This is a genomic window from Clostridium estertheticum, from assembly GCF_011065935.2.
In the GTDB taxonomy this organism is placed as follows: Bacteria; Bacillota; Clostridia; order Clostridiales; family Clostridiaceae; genus Clostridium_AD; species Clostridium_AD estertheticum_A.
Map to the genome: position 1 here is coordinate 3,896,302 of NZ_JAAMNH020000001.1, position 21,747 is coordinate 3,918,048.

Below are 21,747 nucleotides of genomic sequence, written 5' to 3' on the forward strand. Positions count from 1 at the left end.
TATTGTGATAAACATAAGAATAAATAAAAAGAGGTGCTTAAAATGTTTTACTATATATGTCATGAGAAACTATTGATATCAAAGGAAGAATATCCGATTCAAGAGGAAATATCTGAGAGTGAAGCAGAAAAATATATTGGCATGATATATGCTCTTAATAAACTTAGCCCAGAACGTGGTCGCAGGAGTTTTTCTGTTTCCCATGAGAATTTTCTCTTTTTAAAAGAAGAAAATCTGAATTTACTTGTGAAGCCTGTAGCGCAGGCTTTAGGCCTTCCTCAGTGGCTAAAAACCGCTATTGAAAGTAATCGCGTTACATCTTTGAATACTATGTATCCTAATTGGGAACAGGTGTTAACCTATCATCAGCCTATTAAATGGAGAATAAATGTGGTAGGACTAGGTGATGTTGGTGGCACTTTGCTTACAGGTCTAAAACTTTTAGGTGTGGATAAGATTCAAAGTCTAGGTCTTTATGATAGAGATATAAATCGCAATGAACGCTACAAATATGAACTTAGTCAAATCCTTTCAGCAGACATGCATGAGTCTTCTATAAAAATAATCTCCTTAAAAGAGGAGGAAGTATTTGACTGCGATATGTTTGTATTTTGCGTATCCGTTGGAGTTCCTGAGGTTGGAAGTGAGTCTACAGATGTTCGACTAGTACAGTTTGAGGGCAATGCTAAAATTATTGGGCACTATGCCACCCTTGCAAGAGAAAATAACTTCAAGGGGATATTTGCTGTAGTATCAGATCCAGTGGATTTACTTTGCAAAAGTGCATATATTGAAAGCAATAAAGGCAGTGATGGTAATATGGACTTTATGGGCCTTGCTCCAGAACAAATTAGAGGATATGGCTTAGGGGTTATGAACGCTAGAGCCTGCTATTACGCCTCACAGCAAGATGCTACGAAACATTATATGAATGAAGGTAGAGCTTTTGGTCCCCATGGAGATGGCCTCATCATTGCCGATAGTATTATAAACTACAATGAGGTGCTTTCAGATGCACTAACTCATAGCACTAAGACCGCTAACTTAGAAGTTCGTTCTACAGGCTTTAAACCTTATATTGCCCCTGCGCTTTCTTCTGGTGCACTATCGATACTTGCAACCATTAATTCGAATTGGCACTACAGTGCTACATTTATTGGTGGTACTTTTATGGGTTGTAAGAATAGACTTCTACCTTCTGGAATTGAGCTTGAAACCTTAGAACTAAATGAAGTACTCTTGCATAAGCTAAATTCAACTTATAAACTTCTTAGTAAATCTCTATGATTTATTTGGTTTATTTAAGAAGAATATAGAAAGGGGATTTTTATGAAGGATTTATTTGTAATAGTACCAAGTAAAAATATATCTCCGATGCTTTCAGAAATGATATCAAAGGTTACTCGTTATAGCAATTATACTTTAGTGAAAGATTCTAACAATATTCCTGATCTTCAAAACAAGAAAATATTCTTTGCTTCTGAGAGCACAGATATTTGTTGTGATATTGCAATGTTGGAATTTTTCTCAAAACTATATAAAAAAGGTAATAAATGTCTTTCAGGTTCTGCTGCTGCAGTACTAGTTCATAGTAGTACTGAGCACGGTACCAAACGTACAAGTCAAGATATTATATATCTCGCAAACAACTTAGGTTGCTGCTTTATCGGGCACTGCGTAGTAGAAGCTACCTCTTCCCTTAGAAATTTTCTTACCTGGCAAAAAATTTTGAGTTTACCCTTAGAAGAAATTTGCTTGAACATGTGCTCTAGACTTCGAAACAGATTATTAGAATATAATCCAATTACCATAAATAATCCTAAAATATTAGTGCTATACTCAAGTCCACATAAAACTTCTAATACTTTGGATTTATGGCATATGGTAACGAAGAATCTTTCAGGTTATGATATTAAAGAACTACAAATAGAAAACGGAGAAGTTTTAGACTGTAAAGGCTGCTCTTATAAATTATGCACTCATTACGCCACGCAAAATAAATGCTTTTATGGAGGAGTCATGGTTGATGATGTACTTCCCTCCATTGAAAAATCTGATGCAATAATATGGCTATGTCCTAACTATAATGATGCAATAGCTTCCAATTTAACAGCTGTAATAAATCGGCTCACAGTACTATATAGAAAGATAGCATTTTATGATAAGAATATCTTTTCAGTGGTAGTATCCGGTAGTTCTGGAAGTGATTCTATTAGTAAACAATTAATTGGGGCCTTAAATGTAAATAAGGGCTTTACTTTGCCACCATATTTTTCTATAATGGCTATCGCTAATGACCCTGGTGAAATTTTTAAGGTTCCCCAAATTCATGAACTAGCTAAAGATTTTGCTGATAATATTAAAAAAGAAATAAAAGCCTAATATACTTCTATTTCATTTTAGGTATCTAAAAAAATAAACTAGCTACAGCTAGTTATTTTTTAAAGATGCCTTGATTTGAATTATAGTTTTATTCAAAATTGGATGAATAACATATGGTGCTATATCGCACAATGGCGCAAGCACAAACATTCTTTCCTGCATTCTTGGATGTGGCAATATTATTTCTTCTAGTGAACTAATAATATTATCATACAATAATACATCCAAATCTAAGGTTCTAGGACCCCATCTTATAACTCTTTCCCGTTTAAATTCCTTTTCTATAGATAACAGGAAGCGTACAAGCTCTAATGGATTTAAAAGTGTTTTCACCTCAATAGCACAATTTAAGAAGTCCTCTTGTTCTAGATATCCTACTGGTGTGGTTTCATAAAATTTTGATGTTTTTGTTATTTTAGTATGATGCGAATTATTAATAAGCTCTAGTGCTCCCTTAACGTTTTTTTCTTTGTCCCCCATATTTCCACCTATTCCAATATAAGAAGTATGCCAGCTTCTATCTACCTCTACTGCTGCATACTTAAGTGGCTTTCCGATAGGTGCCCAAGGCTTCTTGATTTTAACCACAACTCTTTGAACTAAATCGTATTTTAAAAGTATAAATTCCGCTAATTTTTCTGTAGCTTTCTCGATTAAATCGTAGCTTTCCTTTTTAAACTCTTCCTCAACCTGTTGGCAAAGCTCACCATAATGAACTGTTTTGGTTAGGTCGTCAGTAGTGCCTGCTTCTCTTAAACTAAGGAAAAGCTCTAGTGAAATTAAAAAACGTTGTCCTAAGTTTTTTTCCTCTTGAAATACGCCATGATGTGCGTAAACTTCTAAGTCTTTTATATAGATTTTGTCCATAATATTTTCTCCTTCATGTCACTCTTGTTTTCTTAAATTCTATATATAGCATCCGTCATAGCGCAAACTCTTTTATTCTCGAGTATATCATGCACTCTTATAAATTCGCAACCCTTCATTATCCCAATAGCTGTGGTTGCCAAGGTCCCCTCTAGCCTTTCACTTACAGGTAAATCCATTGCAAATCCTATCATGGATTTTCGTGAGGTTCCAAGCAGTATTGGATATCCTAAGCTATTTAGCTTTTCTAGGTTATTCATAGTTTTTAAATTATCCTCATAGCTTTTTGCAAACCCAATGCCTGGGTCTACTATTATATTTTCACGTTTAACCCCTGCCTTTATTGCAATTGAAATGCTTTCTTCTAAATCCGCTAATATATCCACCATTAAATTATTGTATTTTCTATTATCTCTATTATGCATTAAACAACAAGGCACATTATACTTAGCTGCGACTTTCGCAATGCACGCGTCCTTCTTAAACCCCCAGATATCATTAATCATAGCTGCTCCTGCTTTTATGGCAAGTTCTGCCACCTTACCTTTATATGTATCCACGGAAATAGGAACCTCTATTTCCCTCTTTAAAGCCTCTATAATAGGAACTACTCTTTTAATTTCTTCCTCTTCACTTACAAACTTATGTCCTGGTCTTGTAGATTCGCCGCCAATATCAATAATATCTGCTCCATCATAAACCATCTCTTTTGCATGCTTTATAGCTGCTTCAATATCATTAAATCTTCCTCCATCAGAAAAAGAATCCGGTGTAATATTTAAAATTCCCATTATATATGTTCTTTTTCCTATTTCAAAGTCTAAATTTCCTATTTTCATAAACTTCCTCCTATAAACATTAAATAATTATCTTCTAAAACAATAAATATATTTTTATAAAATTTAAATCTCGTTAGCTTACAATTTTCAACTAAGTTTTTAGTATGTTATCTTCATATTTTTCTTCTCCACTGGCCATTTGCAATCATAAATTGCACTGCACTTAGCACAATTTCTTGAAAGCTTGTCACTGCTATATAATATATAGCTTAAATTATTTAACTTTTCATTATTATTCCTATGATCTCCTATAGCATCTAGAATATCATCTATCTCCTGCATATCATATTCGCACTGCTCCAGTATATCTTTAGCAATCCTTACACTAGCGATATTATGAGGAATCATATTTTCATATTCTTCTCCTCGGCCTATATCATGCAAAAGAGCAGCTGCATAAATCATATATTTGGGTATATTAAAATTGTTTTCTAAACTTATTATGTACATAATTCTTGCCACATCTAAAAGGTGCTGCATATCATGCAAACAGAATCGTCTTTGTTTTTCTAAGCTTTCTATCTTTCTTAAATTATATTGAAAGCTATGATTTTCTATAATAAGATTGATTTTATCATTCATTAAATAATTATCTATGATTTCCACCCCTTTAGAGTAGTATATAGGCGCTTTGAAATAAATAACTAATCAGTATACTAGTCCAGTCTACTTTCATATTCTTTATTCCTTATTATTTTCTACATATCTATCATAATACCTTTTTATTTGTGATACAACCACACTTTCATTAAAAATTTTATCTCCGATTTTATTTATCTTCATTATGCCCATAATACTATTAGTTATAAAAACGCTCTGAGCTTCCATTAATTTATCTAATGTAAACTCTCCTTCTTGGATTGTAACTCCTATAGATAATGAGTTTTGTATAACAAAATCTCGTATAATACCCGGTAGTAATCCGCATTTAATCTTAGGTGTAAAAACAATTCCCTTTTGCTCAAAAAATATATTACTTATAGCTCCCTCACTTATAAATCCCTCTGTATTTAAAAATAGTGCTTCATTATAGCCTTTTTTAATAATCTTGTCCCGCTCAATTATATTCTCTACGTAATTAAAGGATTTCACATAAGTTAAATTCGAATATGCATTTCGCCGTGTCTCACTTAATCCTAAGGAAAACCCTGCATCATAATCACTTTGTTCATATGGAATTTCTCTTTTAGTAATTATGGTGTTTTTCTCAGATACCATAATCTTCAACACACAGTTTTTACAGCTAAGCTTTTCCACACCAGCATTAATTTCAGCTTCAGTAATCTTTTTATTTACACCAAGTGTGATAAGTCCACTATTTAATCTTTGTATATGAGCCCCAAGAAATATTGGTTTTTCTTTAACTAATATAGTCTCAAAGACTCCCTGTCCAAAGAAAAAACCACTATCTAAGGATATGATGCCTTCGCTTAAGTTCCCATTTATAAGTATCATAATACCCCCTTAGGTGCCACCCACGTGGGTGTACCAATCTATAAAACTCTCATCAGTGCCCTTGCTTTATCTAAGGTTTCATCATATTCACATTCTTCATCAGAATCCCAAGTTATTCCACCACCTACACCAAAATGAGCCTGATTATCTTTTATTAAGATTGTTCTAATAATTATATTCAAATCTACATTTCCGTCAAACCCCAAATATCCCAGTGCCCCCGTATATATATTTCGACCTACCGGCTCTAATTCATCAATAATCTCCATTGAACGTATTTTAGGTGTTCCTGTTATGGAACCTCCGGGAAAACAAGCCTTAATGCATTCTAGTGGGCTTATCCCCTCTTTTAACTGACCTACTACTGTAGATACCAAATGAAATACTGTGCTATACTCCTCTAATTTAAAAAGCTCTGTTACTTTAACTGAATTAGGCTTACATACTTTACTTAAATCATTTCGTTCTAGATCCACCACCATCAAAAGTTCAGCTTTGTCCTTTTCGCTGTTTATTAGTATGTTTTTATTTCTTAAGTCCTCTTCTGCATCCATTCCTCTTGGCATGGTACCTTTTATGGGTCTGGTTTCTACCATTCTATTTTTAATTGACAGAAATCTTTCTGGTGAAGAGCATATTATATTAAAATCTTCAAAGTTCATAAGTGCAGCAAAAGGAGCTGGATTTACATGTCTTAAGTCTTTGTATATCTCATATGTACTTTTACGAGTGTTACAACTAAATCTTTGAGTTAAATTCGTAATATATATATCTCCGCTTTTTATATAATCTCTTACCTTTGATACAGTATGGATATAATGATTCTTTTCAAAGTCTGAAGTAAATTTATTCACTATACTTCCTACTTCTTCATATGCAATTTCATGGCCATTTTCTATCCGCTCTGCAATACCTCGAATACTGTCTTTCTGCGGCTTAAGTATGCCTAGGGCAGTTATATAAACACTTTTGTAAAGATTATCTAAGATAATAATATTATCATAAAAATTATAGCAGCAATATGGTATATCTATATCCTCCTTGGCTATATTAGGTAGCTCTTCAATTTCCCTAGCAAGGTCGTAGGAAAAGTATCCCATACCTCCAGATACAAAGGGCAGATCAGTATTATTTTCTATAGAATATTCTTTTATAATTTTATCTAACTCTTCAAAGGTGTCCCCAATATATACTTCTTCGCCCTTATAGCACTGGCCATTTTTACTTTTAAATGTTAAAAAACAGTTGATCCCTATAAACGAATATCTTCCTAGTGTTTCCTCGTCCCTAGCACTATCTAATAATATAGTATTTAAATCCTCTTTAAATAGTGAATATATCTCAAATCCATCAAGCCTGGTGTGGAATTTTTCAATTAGCAGCTTCATTTTTTTCTCCTTAGTTTTTAACCTTTTTATTTTACATTCTAACCTCATCAATAAAATTTTTAAGAATTTCATGGCCATATTCCGTAAGCTCTGCTTCAGGATGAAATTGCACCCCTTCAACGTGATAATGCTTATGTCTTATTCCCATTATAACTCCGTCCTCAGTTTCACTAGTTATTTCTAATACCTCAGGCAGTGATGCTCTCTCTATTATTAATGAGTGGTATCTTGTAACCTTCATTGGACTCACAATATTTTTAAATATATATTTTCCTCTATGTTCAATTTCAAATACTTTTCCATGTACTGGCTGCGTTCCTTGAATAATTCTTCCACCAAACACCTTACCAATAATCTGATGTCCTAAACATACTCCTAAAATAGGTATGCTATCTTTAAAATGTTCTACTATTTCCATGCATTTTCCTGCTTGTTCTGGTGATTTTGGACCTGGTGAAATAATTATGGCTTCTGGTTTAATTCTCTCAATATCCGCAAATGAAATTTTATCGTTTCTATAAATTAATATTTCCTCACCTAGCTCTTCAAAGTATCTAACTAGGTTGTATACAAATGAATCATAATTGTCTATCATCAAAAACATAACCTATCTCCTATTCTCTTATAATTACCTATTATAGCAAATAATTTGAAGAAAATCATCAGGATTAAAATAAGAGCCATGATGGCTCTTATTTTTGGGGAAGGTAATCTTTTAATTGGTTCATAGCCTCTTCAGTAAGGCCTACTGTTTTTTCAGAGTTATCATCATATTTCAAAACAATTTCTCCTACATTATCTTTTATTATTGTAAAATTAGTTATTCTTCCTTTACCTGATTGGACTAAATCTTTTACTTCATCAATAATATTCATTATTAAAACACCTCCATTAAAATTATTTACTAAAAGTGGTTCATATATTCTTTAAAATTAAATGTATATTACTAATAATGTTATGAATTTGCTGAGTAATTATATTATTACTTGTAAATAATAATTATTATTTATTACAAACCCCTTTTAATATTCACCATTATTAGTTAAAATGATATTAGAAAGATAAAAATAAATAGAATATCATAATTATTTTTTAATTACTTGAATATTTTTTATGGTAAACTTTAAATTCGAGGTGATTATATGTACAATAGAGGTGATTTCCATCTTCATACAAATGCATCTGATGGAAAACTAAGTCCTAAGGAATTAATTTATACAGCTTCTACAAGAGGTTTAGATATTATTGCAATAACAGATCATGATACTACTTTAAATGTTGAAGAAGGAATTAGGGAGGGTTTAATTGAAAATATAAGGGTAGTACCTGCCATAGAGCTCTCCACTATTCACAATAAAGAAAGCATTCATATTTTAGGTTATTTTAAAGACGATAAGTATAAAAATGGAGTTTTTCAAAATTACTTAAAGGATATGGAAAATTATAGAGTATTAAGAGCTGAAAAAATAGTTGAGAATCTAGATACATTTTTCAAAATAAAATTAGATTACCAGAAAATTTTAGATGATGCTAAAGGTGTAATAGCTAGACCTCATATAGCTAAAGCTATAATCAATGCTGGTTACAAATATGATTGGAAATATATATTTGATAATTTGCTTTCAAACGATAGCCCTGCATACGTGCAAACCAAGAAAATTTCAACAGCTGATGGTATATCGATGTTAAAGAAAGTTAACGCATTAGTAGTACTTGCACACCCTGTGCTTATTAAGAATTCTTCTATAGATGAAATGTTGTGTTTTGATTTTGATGGTATTGAGGCCGTCTATCCAATAAATACAAAAAAACAAAAGTCTTTTCTAAAAGCAAAGGCTAAAGAATACAATAAGTTTGTTACTGCAGGTTCAGATTTCCATGGAATTACAACTTCAGATACAAGTCATGGTGTCATTGGTTCAGTTTTCCTAAGTCATAATGAACTAGCTATATTTGTAAACGAATTAGACAAATAAAAGGGATGTTTTCACATCCCTTTTTTTATTCACTAAATCTCAATTAAGAACGCTTCGTAAGCTCTACAAGCTTCATAAATATCTGCTTTACTTGCAATTTCCCATGGTGCATGCATGTTATGAAGAGCAACTCCTGAATCAATAACCTGCATACCATACTCAGCTAATATATAAGCTATAGTGCCACCGCCGCCTTGGTCCACTTTGCCAAGCTCTGATGTTTGCCATGAAATTTTATGTTTGGCCATTATAGCTCTAAGTTCTGCAATAAATTCTGGGTTTGCATCGTTGCATCCACCTTTTCCACGAGCTCCAGTATACTTGTTTAAAACTATACCTTTACCAAAGTATGCAGCATTACGTTTTTCCATAACTAATGGGAAGTTTGGATCAAAAGCAGCACTTACATCAGAAGATAACATTTTTGAATTAGCTAATGCTCTTCTTACTTTTAAATCACTATATTCTCCCATTAAATTAACAACTTCAGCTACTGTGTTTTCAAAGAATCTAGATTGCATTCCGGTTGCACCAATACTACCTACTTCTTCTTTATCCACAAGTAAAACAATACAAGTTTTATCTGTTTCTTTTATGTTCATTAATGCCTCATATGATGTATAAGCACAAACTCTGTCATCATGTCCATAGGCCATAATCATACTGCTATCTAGTCCATAACTCCTAGCACGTCCTGCAGGTACTACTTCGAGTTCAGATGATACAAAATCTTCTTCATCTATATCATATTTATCATTTAAAAGTCTTAATATATTTAGCTTAACTCTATTTTTAGCGTCCTTGTCTTCTACTGGTATACTTCCCATAAACACGTTTAAATCTTCGCCTTCAATACCTTTGTCTAAAGTCTTTTTCATTTGGTCTGCAGATAAGTGAATTAAAAGATCTGATATTCCAACTACTGGTTCTTTTTCATCTTCTCCTATTACTATATTTACTATTGTGCCATCTTTCTTAACCACAACGCCATGTATAGCTAAAGGTATAGTAACCCATTGATATTTCTTAACTCCACCATAATAATGTGTTTTAACTAATGCTAAATCAGAATCCTCATATAATGGGTTTTGTTTTAAATCCAGTCTTGGTGAGTCAACATGAGCACCTAAAATTTTAAAACCCTTTTCAATAGGCTCAGAACCGATTAAAAATAATGCTAAAGTTTTTCCCATGCAGTTTGCATAAACTTTATCACCAGCTTTTAATGTAGCGCCTGCATTTATATAAGTATCAATGTTCTTGTAACCGTTTTTTTCAGCTAAAATAGTAAATTCAGTTACACACTCTCTTTCAGTTTTACACTTTGACATAAAATCTATGTAATTGTCAGATAATGCGAAGACCTTTTTAAGATCACTTTTAGTGTATTTATCCCAAGCTAATTCATATTTTTTCTCTAAATCTTTAACATCAGACATGTTTAATTACCCCCCAATAGAATTACTTTTTATATTTACTATTCTACTAAATATTTTATTAAATTACAAACACCAAAACTGCCTTAAAAAAGTCTTTTTGGCTCTCATTGGTGCTAATTTTATCAAATCTTTCAAATCTTACAAATAAACAGTATCTTTATAGTGTTCACTATATATTTCTGAAATATTATTATCTGAAAATTGCATATTATCAAAATAATTTATTTTTTAATTTAATTATTACGAGCGGCGGTTACTTCTTCTATTCTCATATTTATGGTTTCAACAGGTGTTATCTTAGAATTTAAACTATATCTATAATTAGCTGCAGCAGCTTCTATAATCACTGCTATATTTCTACCAGGCCTAATTGGTAGCGTTATTTTTCTTAAAGGCACGTTTAGTATATCCATAAATTCATTATCTATACCAAGCCTATCGTATTCTTCATTCTCGTTCCACAGAGTAAGGGAAATCAATATGCTAATAGTCTTAGTGTTTAGAACGGAACTCATACCATAAATCGCTGGAATATCTATTATTCCCATACCCCTGACTTCCAGCATGCCTGAGGTTATATATGGACAACTTCCCATGAGTATACCATCAATTTCTTTAATGTCTACTGCATCGTCTGCAATGAGTCTATGACCCCTCTTTATTAATTCTAAGGCACATTCGCTCTTACCTATGCCACTTTCACCACTTAATAATATTCCAATACCATAAACGTCTACTAGAACCCCATGAAGTCTAGTTTCTGGAGCCAGCTTAGTGTCTAAGTAATTTGTAAGCTTACTTATAAATCTTGTAGAAATTAATTTAGTTCGTAAAACCCACTGTCCATTTCCCTTTGCTGCATTGAGAATTTCCGTATGAGGTTCCAAATGCCTAGTAAAAATAACACAAAGCGGATCTAATTTAAAATATTTGTTAATTCGTTTCTTCCTCAGCTCTACTTCCATGCAATCTAGAAAACTCCACTCTGCCATGCCTATTAATTGCACTCTCTTATTATCAAAATACTGGTAAAATCCTGCAATTTGAAGCCCAGGTCTATTAATATCACTAACAGTAATTAATTTACCCTTGTCCCCTTCTACTAAAATTTCCAAATTAAAATGCTCTATTAATTCCTCTATTGTAACAGCCATTAAAACTCCCCATTTCAAATAATTTATAAATTTATTGTTTTAGATCCTTCTGTTCTACTTTCACAATTGTATCTAATTGTGATCTAAAATTTCTTTTAACATTGTCAATATACCTTTGTCTTAATTCTTTTTGCTCTACCTTCTCCTCATCTGTAAGTCCCTGCTCTTTGCTTTTCTTATAAAGGAAATTTATCCTATTAGTTAACTCATCTATACTCATAATATCACTCCTATACTTTTTTCGACTTATTTATTATACCAAAAAATTATATTGCTATAATAGTAAAAATCAAACATATTCTATTTCTTATAATTATAGAACAAGAAAATTAAGACTTTTTTCGTCATTTACATATTATGTAAAATAGCTTTGTCAAACCCCTACATGGGTTTCCTTGGTATATTTTACCATATTGTGCTTAATTATTTTCCCAATTTATAGTCTATTTTGTAATTTTGTATATTTTATTGACTAAGAAAAAACCTAACATGATTTGAAAAATTTGGTATACTATATTTACTTTACAAAAATGAAATTTACGATAAGGAGTATAAATACATGAACAAGAGGTATAAAACTATGATTAACAAGTATAAATATGTAATCAAGAAGTATAAATATATGAATATTAAATTACGGCTTATAAAAAGAGAATTAGAATCATTAAGAATGATCCTACATTTTCTATTAAATTTTAAAAAGCCTACAGATAAAATAGTTGTATCTTGCAGTCAGCAATTAGATGAAGTTATCATTAAGTATGAAAAAGTTAAAGCCACTTGCAGAAAAGTGGCTTAACCCTCATTTTATTATTCTAAAAGAAGATTTATATATCTAATTCAAGTAAAATATCATCAATTTCTATATCTGCATCTTCACCATAAAAAACTACTGCGAATTCATTAAATTCATATGCATCTTGGGATATATCACAGCCAATAAATTCATACTCAATTCCCATTTGTTCCGCACATTCCTCCATAATATCTTCTACATTATCTGCTGCAATATCACTTAAATAAGGTAAAAAATACTCCTCATACCATTCCTCTTTATCCTTTTTAAAATCTCCTTCTTCATTCGCATAAGATGTAGCCGCTTCCATCTCTACTTTATCATAATAATATTTAAATTTTAAAGCTATGGTGTCCTTTTTATATTGAATTTCAGCTATATCTTTTAAATCATTTATTATTAAAAAATTTATTATATGTTGTTTATTCAAATAAATCCCCTCCATACTACATTTGTAAATTATTAATTACGACTTTATGCTTATTTAAATAATACTAGAAATAGCTTTATTTTTCTATAATAAATTGAAATAATATTAATTAATATATTTATATATCATATTCTTTACATTTGAATTACTTTTAATCCCTTATAAAAAAAGGAAAACTCCACTATTAAAGTAAAATTCCCCTTTTTCATCATAGATTTAATCAGTAAATTCCTAGTTTAAAAGTTGTAAATACGCTTCCACAAATTTGTCAGCCAACTCATATTCTTTGGTATCCGGAACAAAATTACATTTTAATCCTTCCTCTACCACTTTAAATTTTAAAGACTTTAGCCTTTGTGTAAGCATAGGAACTCCTTCTCCACTCCATCCATATGATCCAAAAGCTGCTGCAGCCTTACCTCTGTTGGTTATTGCACACACAAGAGATAAAACGTCCCAAGCAGGTTTTACAGCATCTTGATTAATAGTCGGAGAACCTATCATAATGCCACTAGCTTTTTCAATTAATTCCACAATATCGCTTAAATTCATGGATGTAATTTCATGAGCCTCAGCTTTTATACCATTCTCATTAATTTTCTCTGCTAAATATTTTCCAAGTTTTTCAGTATTACCATAAGCAGAAACATAAAAAATCTGAACATTTTTCTCTTTTATTTCCTCAATTTTAGCCCACTCTCTATAAAGGTCCACATACATTTTAGCATCATCTACATGTATAGGTCCATGGCTTGGTGCTATTATATCAAATTCTAAATCTTTGATTTTATCCAGGCCCATATTTATAAACTTTTTAAAAGGTCCCATTATAACATCAAAATAATATTTCATTTCATCAAAATAGTCACCTGAGCAGCCATCCGTTATGCAATTTACTGGTGAGTAGTGGCAACCCATTACATCACAAGTAAACAATATTTTTTCTTCCTTAACATATGTAAATATTGTATCAGGCCAATGTAAATTTGGTGCAGAAATAAATTTTAAAGTGTTTTTACCTAAAGAAATCTCTTCTAATGCTGGCTTACTATTAAATCCCTTATTAGTAATTTCTTTTAAATATTTTATAGCAGCGTTTGAAGCAACAACTACTGCCTCTGGATAAACTTCTAAGAACTTAGCTAACGAGCCACTGTGGTCGAGTTCTGTATGTTGAACAATTATGTAATCAACTTTTCTTTCTCCGATAACACCTTTTATTTTACCTAAAAACTCTTCAAAATAACCATCTTTAACACAATCTATTATAGCAACTTTTTCATCATCTATTATATATGAATTATAAGTAGTTCCTTTCTTTGTTTCCATTATAATATCAAATACCCTAAGCTCAGGATTGTTAACACCAATCCAATAAATATTGTCTTTTAACTTTGTTGTCTGCATACTCTAAATCCTCCTTTTGATTCTTTGGTGGTTTATCACGTTAATTTTATCTTTATTATTACAAGATTATATATACATATATTATCACATATATCAATGCTGTTCAACAAACAATAATTATTACAAAATAAATCAGGACAACCATGGTGGAATCTAGGGTAATCCTGGGAAATCATTAGGGACGGTTAACAATTATTTAATTTTAATTTATGCACAAATTCTTTTAAAAACATGTAAATTAAAATCGATAAAATTACCCATTTTTAACTTCCTTTCATTATCTTTTTCATGTTTTATATTGGTTTCTATATTTTAAAAAGCTTGTCCTATTTTATTTTATTTAAATATTATTATTTAATTCTCTATTTTTTTTATTTAATATAAGAAATTGATAGATGAAAATCCAAGTAAATATTCCTAAAACTTTTAACGGCTATTTTTAAATTGACTGCCAATCCTATTATTGAAAATTATACTAAACTACAAATAACCAAATTATTGCTAAGTACATACTTTGATAAATTCCCCAATAATATTTTCATATTTTTCGTCAGTTCCAATTAATTCAATACCGATGCTTGTTAATTTAGATATTCTAGCCTGTGTAATATTTCCAAGCACACCTGATATATCAATGGACTTAAAATTACCGAGGCTCTTCATTAAAACAATTGTTAATGCTTTTGCATGTAAAAGCTTTCTACTGTACTTAATATTAAAAAGACTCTTTGATATTTTCAACTTCAAGGATATGAATTCTATTATAGCTTCAGGCGTGAAATTTCTAAAAAGTATATTTCTTCCACTTCTATATTCTGTTTTTTCATCCTTAAATTCAATTTCTTCTTTTAATTTTTCGTCATCACATCCAAAAACAAGACTATAGTAGTTTTTCCTTGCATTTTCAAGTCCATCACCAAAAAATCCCAAGACAAATCCATAATCAACTATGTTGAAATGGTCACGTCTCTTACCAATATATATTCCTAAACTAGAAAAGGCATATTTTTCAGGACAATCTTTAAATTCACCTATATCTGTAGGGTTATTATGTATATATAACGATACAGTCTTCAAATATTGCTCATTATCAACTATTTTACTCTTGAATCTATCTTTAAAAAGATGTCCTTCCCTTTCATGTTTTTTATTAAAATACATTGCATAAGAAAAATTTATTCCGTGCATGACTTTTGATATATCTGCACCATTAGCATCAACCAATAAATGTGCATGGTTATCCATAAGGCAGTACCCGTAAATTTTAACATTATAAAGCTTTTTATACTTCTTTACAAAGGATAAATACTTTTCCTTATCTTCAGAATCCCTATATAAATCTACCTCACTGATACTTTTGCAGATAATATGAAATATAGCATCAGCTGCTTTTAATCTTTTCTTTCTTGCCATAGAAAATCACCCCTACTCATAAACTTTTCTTTAAATTATTGCCTACGAGTTGAGATGATATTCATATTCTTAAGTTAATAGTTTAAATAGTTGTTAACCGTCCCCAATGGTTGCCCAATGGTTGCACATTGATTGCTCAATGATTTTAGTCTAATAATGTTGAAGGTTTCCCTTTATAAAAGATATACTCCAAATGTAACGCCCTTGTAAGTACTACATATAATATCTTCTTGTCTAACTCGTTATCTCCATAATTTTCTTCGTCACAATTGTAAACAATACTGCAATCAAATTCTAATCCCTTAGTCATATATGAAGGTATTATTATTCTTTCTGACTGAAAGTTTTTATCAGTATTTTTTATTAACTCCCAATCATCTTTACTGTACTTTTTAAGTTGTGCTTTTATAAATTTACATTCCTTAAAGGTTTTTCCGATAACTGCTATGCTTTTCTTTCCACTACTCTTTACACTTTTCACTATTTCATCTAATTTTTCAGCAAAATCCTTTTCTAAGCTATAGGCTATTAACTCTGGTTTTTCACCGTGCCTTAGCACAGGACTCGCTGGTGTTATATAATTTTGTTGCTTTTGTAGTACCCTATTTGCGACATTTATTATTTCTATAGTAGATCTATAGCTTTGCGTCAGTGGAATATAATTTGCTTGTCCCTTGAAAACCTCAGTGATAAGCTTTTGCCAATTCTCAATGCCCTTATAATAATAAATCCCCTGTCCAATATCACCTACAATTGTGAAAGAATCATTAATTGCAATATTTTTAAGCATCAATAATTGAAAATTACTATAATCTTGAGCTTCATCTATTACGATATGAGAAAAATTAAATTTTTCCAAACCTTCAATTTTGTGTTTTAAATAAAGTAAAGCTGCTAAATCATCACTATCGATAATATTATCATTCATATTAATAATAGCTTCTGCTTTAATAAAGGCATATAGCTTTGCGGATATTTTTCTATCAGTAAGTTCATTAAAGATTTCTTCATCCACAAGTAAATTAAAATACAAGTCAATTACACTCTTTTGTGACCATTGTTTAAAATACTCATCCATGGCTTTTTTAGCATTAGCTTTGAAATGCTTTTTTTCCTCATCTCTTTTATCATAAAGTTCAATAATTTTCTTTCTTTTGGAAACATCATCATTAATATCTCTTTTTACGCTTTGGATGGATCTGTCATAGGTATCATCTATTTTTTCCATGATTTCTGGAATTAAATTCTTTAGCTTTAAATTAAAATATCTTCTAATTTCTTGTTTTCTTTTATTTACTGGGAAATGTATTAAATCCTTAGAGTATAATCTTTTTATTTCATTAGCATCAAATAATGTATACTGCGAGACTATAATATCCTCCACTTGGATATCTTTATTTTCTATATATTTTAAGTATCTATCCATAATGCTTTTAAATGTCATGCTTCCTTTAAATTTACTGCTAGTGGTTATAAATTTCACTTTGTCTTTATCCGTTTCTTCCATAACTGAAGAAAACTTCATATCCTTTGTATTGATTTTACCACCATATTTTAAGATGCTACAGGCAATATCCTCAAATGTGCTTTGTACAACACCACTTACGCCAAGACTAGGAAGTATATCAGAAATATAATCCAGGAATAGCTTATTAGGTGCTACAACTAAAATTTCTTGGGTTTCTAAATTTTCACTGTATTTATACATTAAATATGCTAGTCTATGTAGAGCCACTGTAGTTTTTCCTGAACCTGCAGAACCTTGTATTATCATCACTGTATTCTTACTTGCCCTTATAATTTCATTCTGTTCCTTTTGAATTGTAGCTACTACATCTTTGAGCTTACTTCCTATGCTTTGTTCTAAATTTATCTTTAAGAATTCATCTACTAATGCATTGTCCGTAGTTTCATCATTGGATGATCTTAAGATTATATCGTTAATACCTTCATCAAAAGCATTTTCTAACTTTTCTTCTTTAATAAGAAATTTACGTTTTAGAGATAGCTCACCTTCTACAAAACCTATAGGTGCCTTATAACTAACCTTACCTTGCTGCCCGTTATAATATAATTCTGCAATAGGTGCCCTCCAATCAATTACCTTTTCTTCTCCCTCACTGCTATCATTTAAAGCGAATTTGCCTATATAATAGCTCTCCTTGTCTCTTCTGCGCTCGCTAAAATCAATTCTTGCAAAATATGGTTTATGAACTGCTTCACTGTACTTTTGTAAATTCTTATTTGCAAACTCACAAACCTGCTGTGTTAAAGCTAATTCTTCATTATAGGTGCCACCAGAACTCTTCTTTAACATAGATACTTTTTTTTCTAACTCTTCTTGTTTTTCCGCCGCTAAATTAATTTGTTTATTTAACCACTGTACAGTTTCCTTTAGGTTGTTATTTTCAAATTCCATTTCACTCTTACTTATTGCCATTTCTTCAACTCCATTCTATAATGCATTTTGAAAAAAATAACTAATTCTTTAATAATAAAGATACTACATCATATACTTTAGTAGCATGAACTTTAAGGAGGTATTTATGAATATTTTAATAACTGGTGCGAAAGGTAATGTTGGAGCTTATCTTTGTAGTGTCTTGTCAAAGTCACATACTATATATGGTTTAGATAAAACTCAGCTTAACATAATGGATAAAATAGCTACTGAGAAAACACTAAATGAATTAAAGCCCGACTTTGTAATTCATACAGCATGCATAACAAATAAATATATTTGTGAGTATAATGAACCTTTGGCCTATGGTGTAAATACCCTAGGAACTTTAAATATTGCCAACTGTTGTAATTTTCTCAATATACCCATATTATACCTATCTAGCACAGATGTATACGGTGATATTAAATCTTCCCCCTATAGCGAGATTGATGAATGTATTCCAATAAACGCCTACAGCAAGAGCAAGTTAGGGGCAGAAGAATTAATCCAAACTATTTGCACCAAATATTTTATCCTTCGCAGCTCAAATGTATTTGGTGGCAATGATTGTTTTGTTAGAAAACTTCTAAAAGGTAAACATACTGCAATTTATCTGTTTTCTAATCCCACTCTTTCCATAACTTATATAGAAGATTTGACTGCAGTTATTCAGATGCTTCTAGCCACTGATAAATATGGAGTATATAACTATACAAATGAAGGTTGTTTATCAAAATCACAGCTAATAAATAGTATAATAGAATTAGGTAATCTTAATGTTCCATTGATTGTAAATTCAGATAAACTTTTATCAAATATCATCAAAGAACCTAAGTATACCTGCGTGAATAGTTCTCTTATAAAAGACTCCCTTAATATTGAAATTCCTCCTTGGAATGATAGACTTAAAGATTACATTAATAAGAAAAATTAAAATAGACTAGACTAATATACTAACTTGTTCACCTATAAATTTTAAATGTTAAAATTTTGTATCGCATTGACATTTAGACACTTTCGGAATAGAATATCAATATAGGTATACCCGCTATGGGTATGGAGGTGTTTTTATGTTAACTATGGACGATAAATCAATTAATGCTATTAGAAAATCAAATTCAGTTTTAGTGGCTAAGGCTGTAATAAATTCTTGTGGTTGAGGAGGCACACCTACAAGAAGTCTCTGGATTGAGACTCAGAAAAACTTTTCTCCCTCAGAACAATTTATTTTAATGGAATACGAGGATGTGAAGGTGTACCTTCATAAAAGCCTTATCCTAAGTAAGGATATACATGTATATCAAAAGATGAAGATTCCATTTTTCGGCTCCATATATGGAATCAAAGGTGTTAGATTATAAATCTCACTATATTTCTAAGTAACTATTTATCTACTATACCTGTGCGAATATTTCTTATATAATAAACTCCTTTGATATTGAAATTCCTTCTTAGAATTATATACTTAAAGATTGTATAAATAAATAACAAGTCAGTAGAGTAGTCTACTGACTTGTTATTTATTTATACTTTAATGGAATATGAGGGTGCTAAGGTATACCTTTATAAAAGGCTTACCCTAAGCGAGGATATACATGTATAAGTGTGAAAGCATTCAGGAGAAATTTCATACTTTATTAATTATTAACTAAATTCTTCATACTCAAATCTAAAACCCTAAAAGAGTGAGTCAATGCCCCTACAGAAATATAGTCAACTCCACTTCCAGCTACTTCCAAAATTTTATCTAAAGTTACATTTCCAGATGCCTCAACTAGTGCTTTTTTATTAATTAACTCTACGGCTTTTTTCATAGTTTTCACATCCATATTATCTAGCATTATAATATCGGCTCCAACTTCTAAAGCCTCATTAATTTGTTCTAAAGTTTCAACTTCAACTTCTATCTTTTTAACAAAGGAAACATTCTGGCGAATAATAGTAACCGCGGCCTTTATTCCTCCAGCAGCACTTATATGATTTTCTTTTATTAGCACACTATCTGAGAGATTGTATCTATGGTTACATCCTCCACCAATTTTTACAGCATACTTCTCGAATATTCTCATGTTAGGTGTAGTTTTTCTTGTATCTAAAATTTTCACTCCACTGCTTTTTAATTTATCTACATAAGTTTTAGTTAATGTGGCAATTCCGCTCATTCTTTGAAGAAAGTTTAATGCAGTTCTTTCGCCTATCAATATGTGTTTTGTTTTACCACTTAACCTTGCAATGCATTGTCCTTCACACACTTCGTCTCCATCTTTTTTAAAAAACTTTATATTAACTCCTCCGAGTATTTTAAAAACTCTCTCAAATACATGAAGTCCAGCTATTACTCCATCTTCTTTGGCTATTAAATCTACGCTACAGTTACATTCTTCCCCTATAATAAATTCCGTTGTGATATCGTTTTGAGGTACATCTTCTTTTATTGCCTCTATAATAAGATTATCAATAATTAACCAATTCATTCCTTATACCCTCTCCCATTTTCTTGAATTTATCTATAACTATAGTTTTATTAATTTCACTATAATCACTATTCCCCTTTTGTCTATTTATATCTTCTGAGTTTAGAAACATAGTCCTATCAATGGACTTATTTATAAACTCCGAAGCCCTTCTAGAAAAAACTAGAGCCTCCAATAGTGAATTACTTGCTAGCCTATTTGCTCCATGTACTCCCGTGCAGCTCACCTCACCGCAGGCAAATAAATTCTCCATGGATGTTCTAGAATGTAAGTCAACAGTAATTCCTCCCATGTGATAGTGTTGTACTGGGGTTACTGGAATTTTATGTTTTGTAATATCTATACCTCTTTGTAAACAGTGGTTGTAAATAGCAGGAAACCTATTAGTTATATAATCCTTGCCTTTAAATGAAATATCTAAAAACACAAAAGGCAAACCACCCTTTTTTTCTTCTCCATAAATTGCCTTAGAAACTTCATCTCTTGGTAGCAGTTCATCTACAAATCTTCTGCCATATTCATTTAGAAGTTTGGCGCCTTCCCCTCTTAGTGATTCTGATATCAGGAATTTCTCACAATTCACATTATGATCATATAGTGCAGTCGGATGAAATTGCACATAGTCTAAATTAGAGGTTTTAATGTTATGTCGCAAGGCAATAGCTAAGCCATCCCCTGTTAAGCTTCTTCTATTAGTTGAATTTTTAAAGAGACCTCCAATACCACCTGTTGCTAAAACGGTTGCCTTAGAATAGATATTCATTCTTTTTTCGCCTTTAGTTACCATGCCTCCAACACATCTATTGTTTTTAGTAATAATATCAACCAATGTAGTGTTTTCTAATATAGAAACATTTTTTTTATTTTTTAAAGCTTCTAACAAAGATAAGAAAAGCTCTTTTCCAGTTTCATCCTTACTATGAACAATTCTGCTGATGCTATGTGCACCTTCCTTTGTATATTTGAATTCTCCCTTTTCCACATCAAAGCTGGTTCCAAGATCTATTACTTTATTTATATTATCTATGGATTCATATACTAGAGTCTGCACTGCTTTTATGGAATTTTTAAATTTTCCTGCTTTTAGTGTATCCTGTATAAATAGATCGAAATCACTTTCATCTCTAGCTACTGAAATACCGCCTTGAGCTAAAAATGTATTGCATTTATTTACTACATCTTTAGTTATTAGAAGTATATTTAGATCTTCTCTTAAATTTAATGCGGCGTATAATCCAGCTGCACCAGTTCCAACTATTAGCACATCTACAAATACATCCATAA

Annotated in this window: 21 protein-coding genes; 5 read left to right on the forward strand and 16 right to left on the reverse strand. The window is 31.1% G+C overall.

What is annotated here, in order from left to right:
- Positions 1 to 42 precede the first annotated feature (42 nt).
- Both G9F72_RS18570 and G9F72_RS18575 read left to right on the forward strand, forming a co-directional pair.
- A complete protein-coding gene (locus tag G9F72_RS18570) occupies positions 43 to 1,287 on the forward strand; it encodes a lactate/malate family dehydrogenase (RefSeq protein WP_164959712.1) in 1,245 nt (414 codons plus the stop codon).
- A 42-nt stretch (positions 1,288 to 1,329) separates the two neighbouring features.
- Positions 1,330 to 2,382 carry a flavodoxin family protein gene (locus tag G9F72_RS18575; RefSeq protein WP_164959711.1) on the forward strand — a complete coding sequence of 351 codons (1,053 nt, stop codon included), beginning with the start codon at positions 1,330 to 1,332 and terminating at the stop codon, positions 2,380 to 2,382.
- A 48-nt stretch (positions 2,383 to 2,430) separates the two neighbouring features.
- Here the strand turns inward: G9F72_RS18575 and folK are convergent, their stop codons facing one another.
- The 7 genes from folK to G9F72_RS18610 form a co-directional block, all read right to left on the reverse strand.
- Positions 2,431 to 3,249: a 2-amino-4-hydroxy-6-hydroxymethyldihydropteridine diphosphokinase gene (folK, locus tag G9F72_RS18580; RefSeq protein ID WP_164959710.1), complete on the reverse strand. Its 819-nt coding sequence runs from the start codon at positions 3,247 to 3,249 to the stop codon at positions 2,431 to 2,433.
- Positions 3,250 to 3,281: 32 nt separating this feature from the next.
- Complete coding sequence (gene folP / locus G9F72_RS18585) at positions 3,282 to 4,088, reverse strand: dihydropteroate synthase (RefSeq protein ID WP_164959709.1); 807 nt, start codon at positions 4,086 to 4,088, stop codon at positions 3,282 to 3,284.
- Between the two features lie 99 nt (positions 4,089 to 4,187).
- The gene (locus G9F72_RS18590) at positions 4,188 to 4,670 is read right to left on the reverse strand and encodes an HD domain-containing protein (RefSeq protein WP_164959708.1); all 483 of its coding nucleotides are present in this window, start codon (positions 4,668 to 4,670) and stop codon (positions 4,188 to 4,190) included.
- 99 nt (positions 4,671 to 4,769) lie between these two features.
- Positions 4,770 to 5,543: an aminotransferase class IV gene (locus G9F72_RS18595; protein WP_164959707.1), complete on the reverse strand. Its 774-nt coding sequence runs from the start codon at positions 5,541 to 5,543 to the stop codon at positions 4,770 to 4,772.
- Positions 5,544 to 5,581: 38 nt separating this feature from the next.
- A complete protein-coding gene (pabB, locus tag G9F72_RS18600; RefSeq protein WP_164959706.1) occupies positions 5,582 to 6,931 on the reverse strand; it encodes an aminodeoxychorismate synthase component I in 1,350 nt (449 codons plus the stop codon).
- A 31-nt stretch (positions 6,932 to 6,962) separates the two neighbouring features.
- The gene (locus G9F72_RS18605; protein ID WP_164959705.1) at positions 6,963 to 7,535 is read right to left on the reverse strand and encodes an anthranilate synthase component II; all 573 of its coding nucleotides are present in this window, start codon (positions 7,533 to 7,535) and stop codon (positions 6,963 to 6,965) included.
- Positions 7,536 to 7,623: 88 nt separating this feature from the next.
- Positions 7,624 to 7,806 carry a hypothetical protein gene (locus G9F72_RS18610; RefSeq protein ID WP_164959704.1) on the reverse strand — a complete coding sequence of 61 codons (183 nt, stop codon included), beginning with the start codon at positions 7,804 to 7,806 and terminating at the stop codon, positions 7,624 to 7,626.
- 267 nt (positions 7,807 to 8,073) lie between these two features.
- Between G9F72_RS18610 and G9F72_RS18615 the strand changes: the two genes are divergently transcribed.
- On the forward strand, positions 8,074 to 8,907 hold the full coding sequence (locus tag G9F72_RS18615; protein WP_164959703.1) for a PHP domain-containing protein: 834 nt from the start codon (positions 8,074 to 8,076) through the stop codon (positions 8,905 to 8,907).
- Between the two features lie 32 nt (positions 8,908 to 8,939).
- On the opposite strand, the gene G9F72_RS18620 is transcribed toward G9F72_RS18615, so the two are convergent.
- From G9F72_RS18620 to G9F72_RS18630, 3 genes are all read right to left on the reverse strand, one after another.
- Entirely contained in the window at positions 8,940 to 10,346 is a 1,407-nt protein-coding gene (locus tag G9F72_RS18620; protein WP_164959702.1) for an aminopeptidase, read from the reverse strand.
- 233 nt (positions 10,347 to 10,579) lie between these two features.
- Complete coding sequence (gene hprK, locus G9F72_RS18625) at positions 10,580 to 11,500, reverse strand: HPr(Ser) kinase/phosphatase (protein ID WP_164959701.1); 921 nt, start codon at positions 11,498 to 11,500, stop codon at positions 10,580 to 10,582.
- A 31-nt stretch (positions 11,501 to 11,531) separates the two neighbouring features.
- Positions 11,532 to 11,720, reverse strand: coding sequence for a DUF896 domain-containing protein (locus tag G9F72_RS18630; RefSeq protein ID WP_164959700.1), 189 nt, complete (start codon positions 11,718 to 11,720; stop codon positions 11,532 to 11,534).
- Between the two features lie 339 nt (positions 11,721 to 12,059).
- On the opposite strand from G9F72_RS18630, the gene G9F72_RS18635 reads away from it, so the two are divergent.
- Entirely contained in the window at positions 12,060 to 12,299 is a 240-nt protein-coding gene (locus tag G9F72_RS18635; RefSeq protein ID WP_164959699.1) for an aspartyl-phosphate phosphatase Spo0E family protein, read from the forward strand.
- Positions 12,300 to 12,327: 28 nt separating this feature from the next.
- Here G9F72_RS18635 and G9F72_RS18640 read toward each other — a convergent pair whose 3' ends face one another.
- The 4 genes from G9F72_RS18640 to helD form a co-directional block, all read right to left on the reverse strand.
- Positions 12,328 to 12,726 carry a hypothetical protein gene (locus G9F72_RS18640; RefSeq protein WP_164959698.1) on the reverse strand — a complete coding sequence of 133 codons (399 nt, stop codon included), beginning with the start codon at positions 12,724 to 12,726 and terminating at the stop codon, positions 12,328 to 12,330.
- A 231-nt stretch (positions 12,727 to 12,957) separates the two neighbouring features.
- Positions 12,958 to 14,133, reverse strand: coding sequence for an FprA family A-type flavoprotein (locus tag G9F72_RS18645; protein ID WP_164959697.1), 1,176 nt, complete (start codon positions 14,131 to 14,133; stop codon positions 12,958 to 12,960).
- Between the two features lie 501 nt (positions 14,134 to 14,634).
- On the reverse strand, positions 14,635 to 15,546 hold the full coding sequence (locus G9F72_RS18650) for a transposase (protein ID WP_164959696.1): 912 nt from the start codon (positions 15,544 to 15,546) through the stop codon (positions 14,635 to 14,637).
- A 145-nt stretch (positions 15,547 to 15,691) separates the two neighbouring features.
- Positions 15,692 to 17,986, reverse strand: a complete 2,295-nt coding sequence (helD, locus tag G9F72_RS18655) for an RNA polymerase recycling motor HelD (RefSeq protein WP_164959695.1) — start codon at positions 17,984 to 17,986, stop codon at positions 15,692 to 15,694.
- A gap of 106 nt (positions 17,987 to 18,092) precedes the next feature.
- Between helD and G9F72_RS18660 the strand changes: the two genes are divergently transcribed.
- Positions 18,093 to 18,923, forward strand: coding sequence for an SDR family oxidoreductase (locus G9F72_RS18660; protein WP_164959694.1), 831 nt, complete (start codon positions 18,093 to 18,095; stop codon positions 18,921 to 18,923).
- Positions 18,924 to 19,626: 703 nt separating this feature from the next.
- On the opposite strand, the gene nadC is transcribed toward G9F72_RS18660, so the two are convergent.
- Together nadC and G9F72_RS18670 are read right to left on the reverse strand one after the other, a co-directional pair.
- Positions 19,627 to 20,463 (reverse strand): carboxylating nicotinate-nucleotide diphosphorylase, encoded by an 837-nt coding sequence (gene nadC / locus G9F72_RS18665; RefSeq protein ID WP_164959693.1) that lies wholly within the window; start codon positions 20,461 to 20,463, stop codon positions 19,627 to 19,629.
- Positions 20,444 to 21,745 (reverse strand): L-aspartate oxidase, encoded by a 1,302-nt coding sequence (locus G9F72_RS18670; RefSeq protein ID WP_164959692.1) that lies wholly within the window; start codon positions 21,743 to 21,745, stop codon positions 20,444 to 20,446. Before G9F72_RS18670 ends, nadC begins: the two co-directional genes overlap by 20 nt.
- Positions 21,746 to 21,747 lie beyond the last annotated feature (2 nt).

What these genes read in the sequence shown, in the direction of transcription:
- G9F72_RS18570 (WP_164959712.1), top strand. Translation starts at nt 43, where the DNA reads ATGTTTTACTATATATGTCATGAGAAACTATTGATATCAAAGGAAGAA.
- G9F72_RS18575 (WP_164959711.1), top strand. Translation starts at nt 1,330, where the DNA reads ATGAAGGATTTATTTGTAATAGTACCAAGTAAAAATATATCTCCGATG.
- folK (WP_164959710.1), bottom strand. Translation starts at nt 3,249, where the DNA reads ATGGACAAAATCTATATAAAAGACTTAGAAGTTTACGCACATCATGGC.
- folP (WP_164959709.1), bottom strand. Translation starts at nt 4,088, where the DNA reads ATGAAAATAGGAAATTTAGACTTTGAAATAGGAAAAAGAACATATATA.
- G9F72_RS18590 (WP_164959708.1), bottom strand. Translation starts at nt 4,670, where the DNA reads ATGAATGATAAAATCAATCTTATTATAGAAAATCATAGCTTTCAATAT.
- G9F72_RS18595 (WP_164959707.1), bottom strand. Translation starts at nt 5,543, where the DNA reads ATGATACTTATAAATGGGAACTTAAGCGAAGGCATCATATCCTTAGAT.
- pabB (WP_164959706.1), bottom strand. Translation starts at nt 6,931, where the DNA reads ATGAAGCTGCTAATTGAAAAATTCCACACCAGGCTTGATGGATTTGAG.
- G9F72_RS18605 (WP_164959705.1), bottom strand. Translation starts at nt 7,535, where the DNA reads ATGTTTTTGATGATAGACAATTATGATTCATTTGTATACAACCTAGTT.
- G9F72_RS18610 (WP_164959704.1), bottom strand. Translation starts at nt 7,806, where the DNA reads ATGAATATTATTGATGAAGTAAAAGATTTAGTCCAATCAGGTAAAGGA.
- G9F72_RS18615 (WP_164959703.1), top strand. Translation starts at nt 8,074, where the DNA reads ATGTACAATAGAGGTGATTTCCATCTTCATACAAATGCATCTGATGGA.
- G9F72_RS18620 (WP_164959702.1), bottom strand. Translation starts at nt 10,346, where the DNA reads ATGTCTGATGTTAAAGATTTAGAGAAAAAATATGAATTAGCTTGGGAT.
- hprK (WP_164959701.1), bottom strand. Translation starts at nt 11,500, where the DNA reads ATGGCTGTTACAATAGAGGAATTAATAGAGCATTTTAATTTGGAAATT.
- G9F72_RS18630 (WP_164959700.1), bottom strand. Translation starts at nt 11,720, where the DNA reads ATGAGTATAGATGAGTTAACTAATAGGATAAATTTCCTTTATAAGAAA.
- G9F72_RS18635 (WP_164959699.1), top strand. Translation starts at nt 12,060, where the DNA reads ATGAACAAGAGGTATAAAACTATGATTAACAAGTATAAATATGTAATC.
- G9F72_RS18645 (WP_164959697.1), bottom strand. Translation starts at nt 14,133, where the DNA reads ATGCAGACAACAAAGTTAAAAGACAATATTTATTGGATTGGTGTTAAC.
- G9F72_RS18650 (WP_164959696.1), bottom strand. Translation starts at nt 15,546, where the DNA reads ATGGCAAGAAAGAAAAGATTAAAAGCAGCTGATGCTATATTTCATATT.
- helD (WP_164959695.1), bottom strand. Translation starts at nt 17,986, where the DNA reads ATGGCAATAAGTAAGAGTGAAATGGAATTTGAAAATAACAACCTAAAG.
- G9F72_RS18660 (WP_164959694.1), top strand. Translation starts at nt 18,093, where the DNA reads ATGAATATTTTAATAACTGGTGCGAAAGGTAATGTTGGAGCTTATCTT.
- nadC (WP_164959693.1), bottom strand. Translation starts at nt 20,463, where the DNA reads ATGAATTGGTTAATTATTGATAATCTTATTATAGAGGCAATAAAAGAA.
- G9F72_RS18670 (WP_164959692.1), bottom strand. Translation starts at nt 21,745, where the DNA reads ATGGATGTATTTGTAGATGTGCTAATAGTTGGAACTGGTGCAGCTGGA.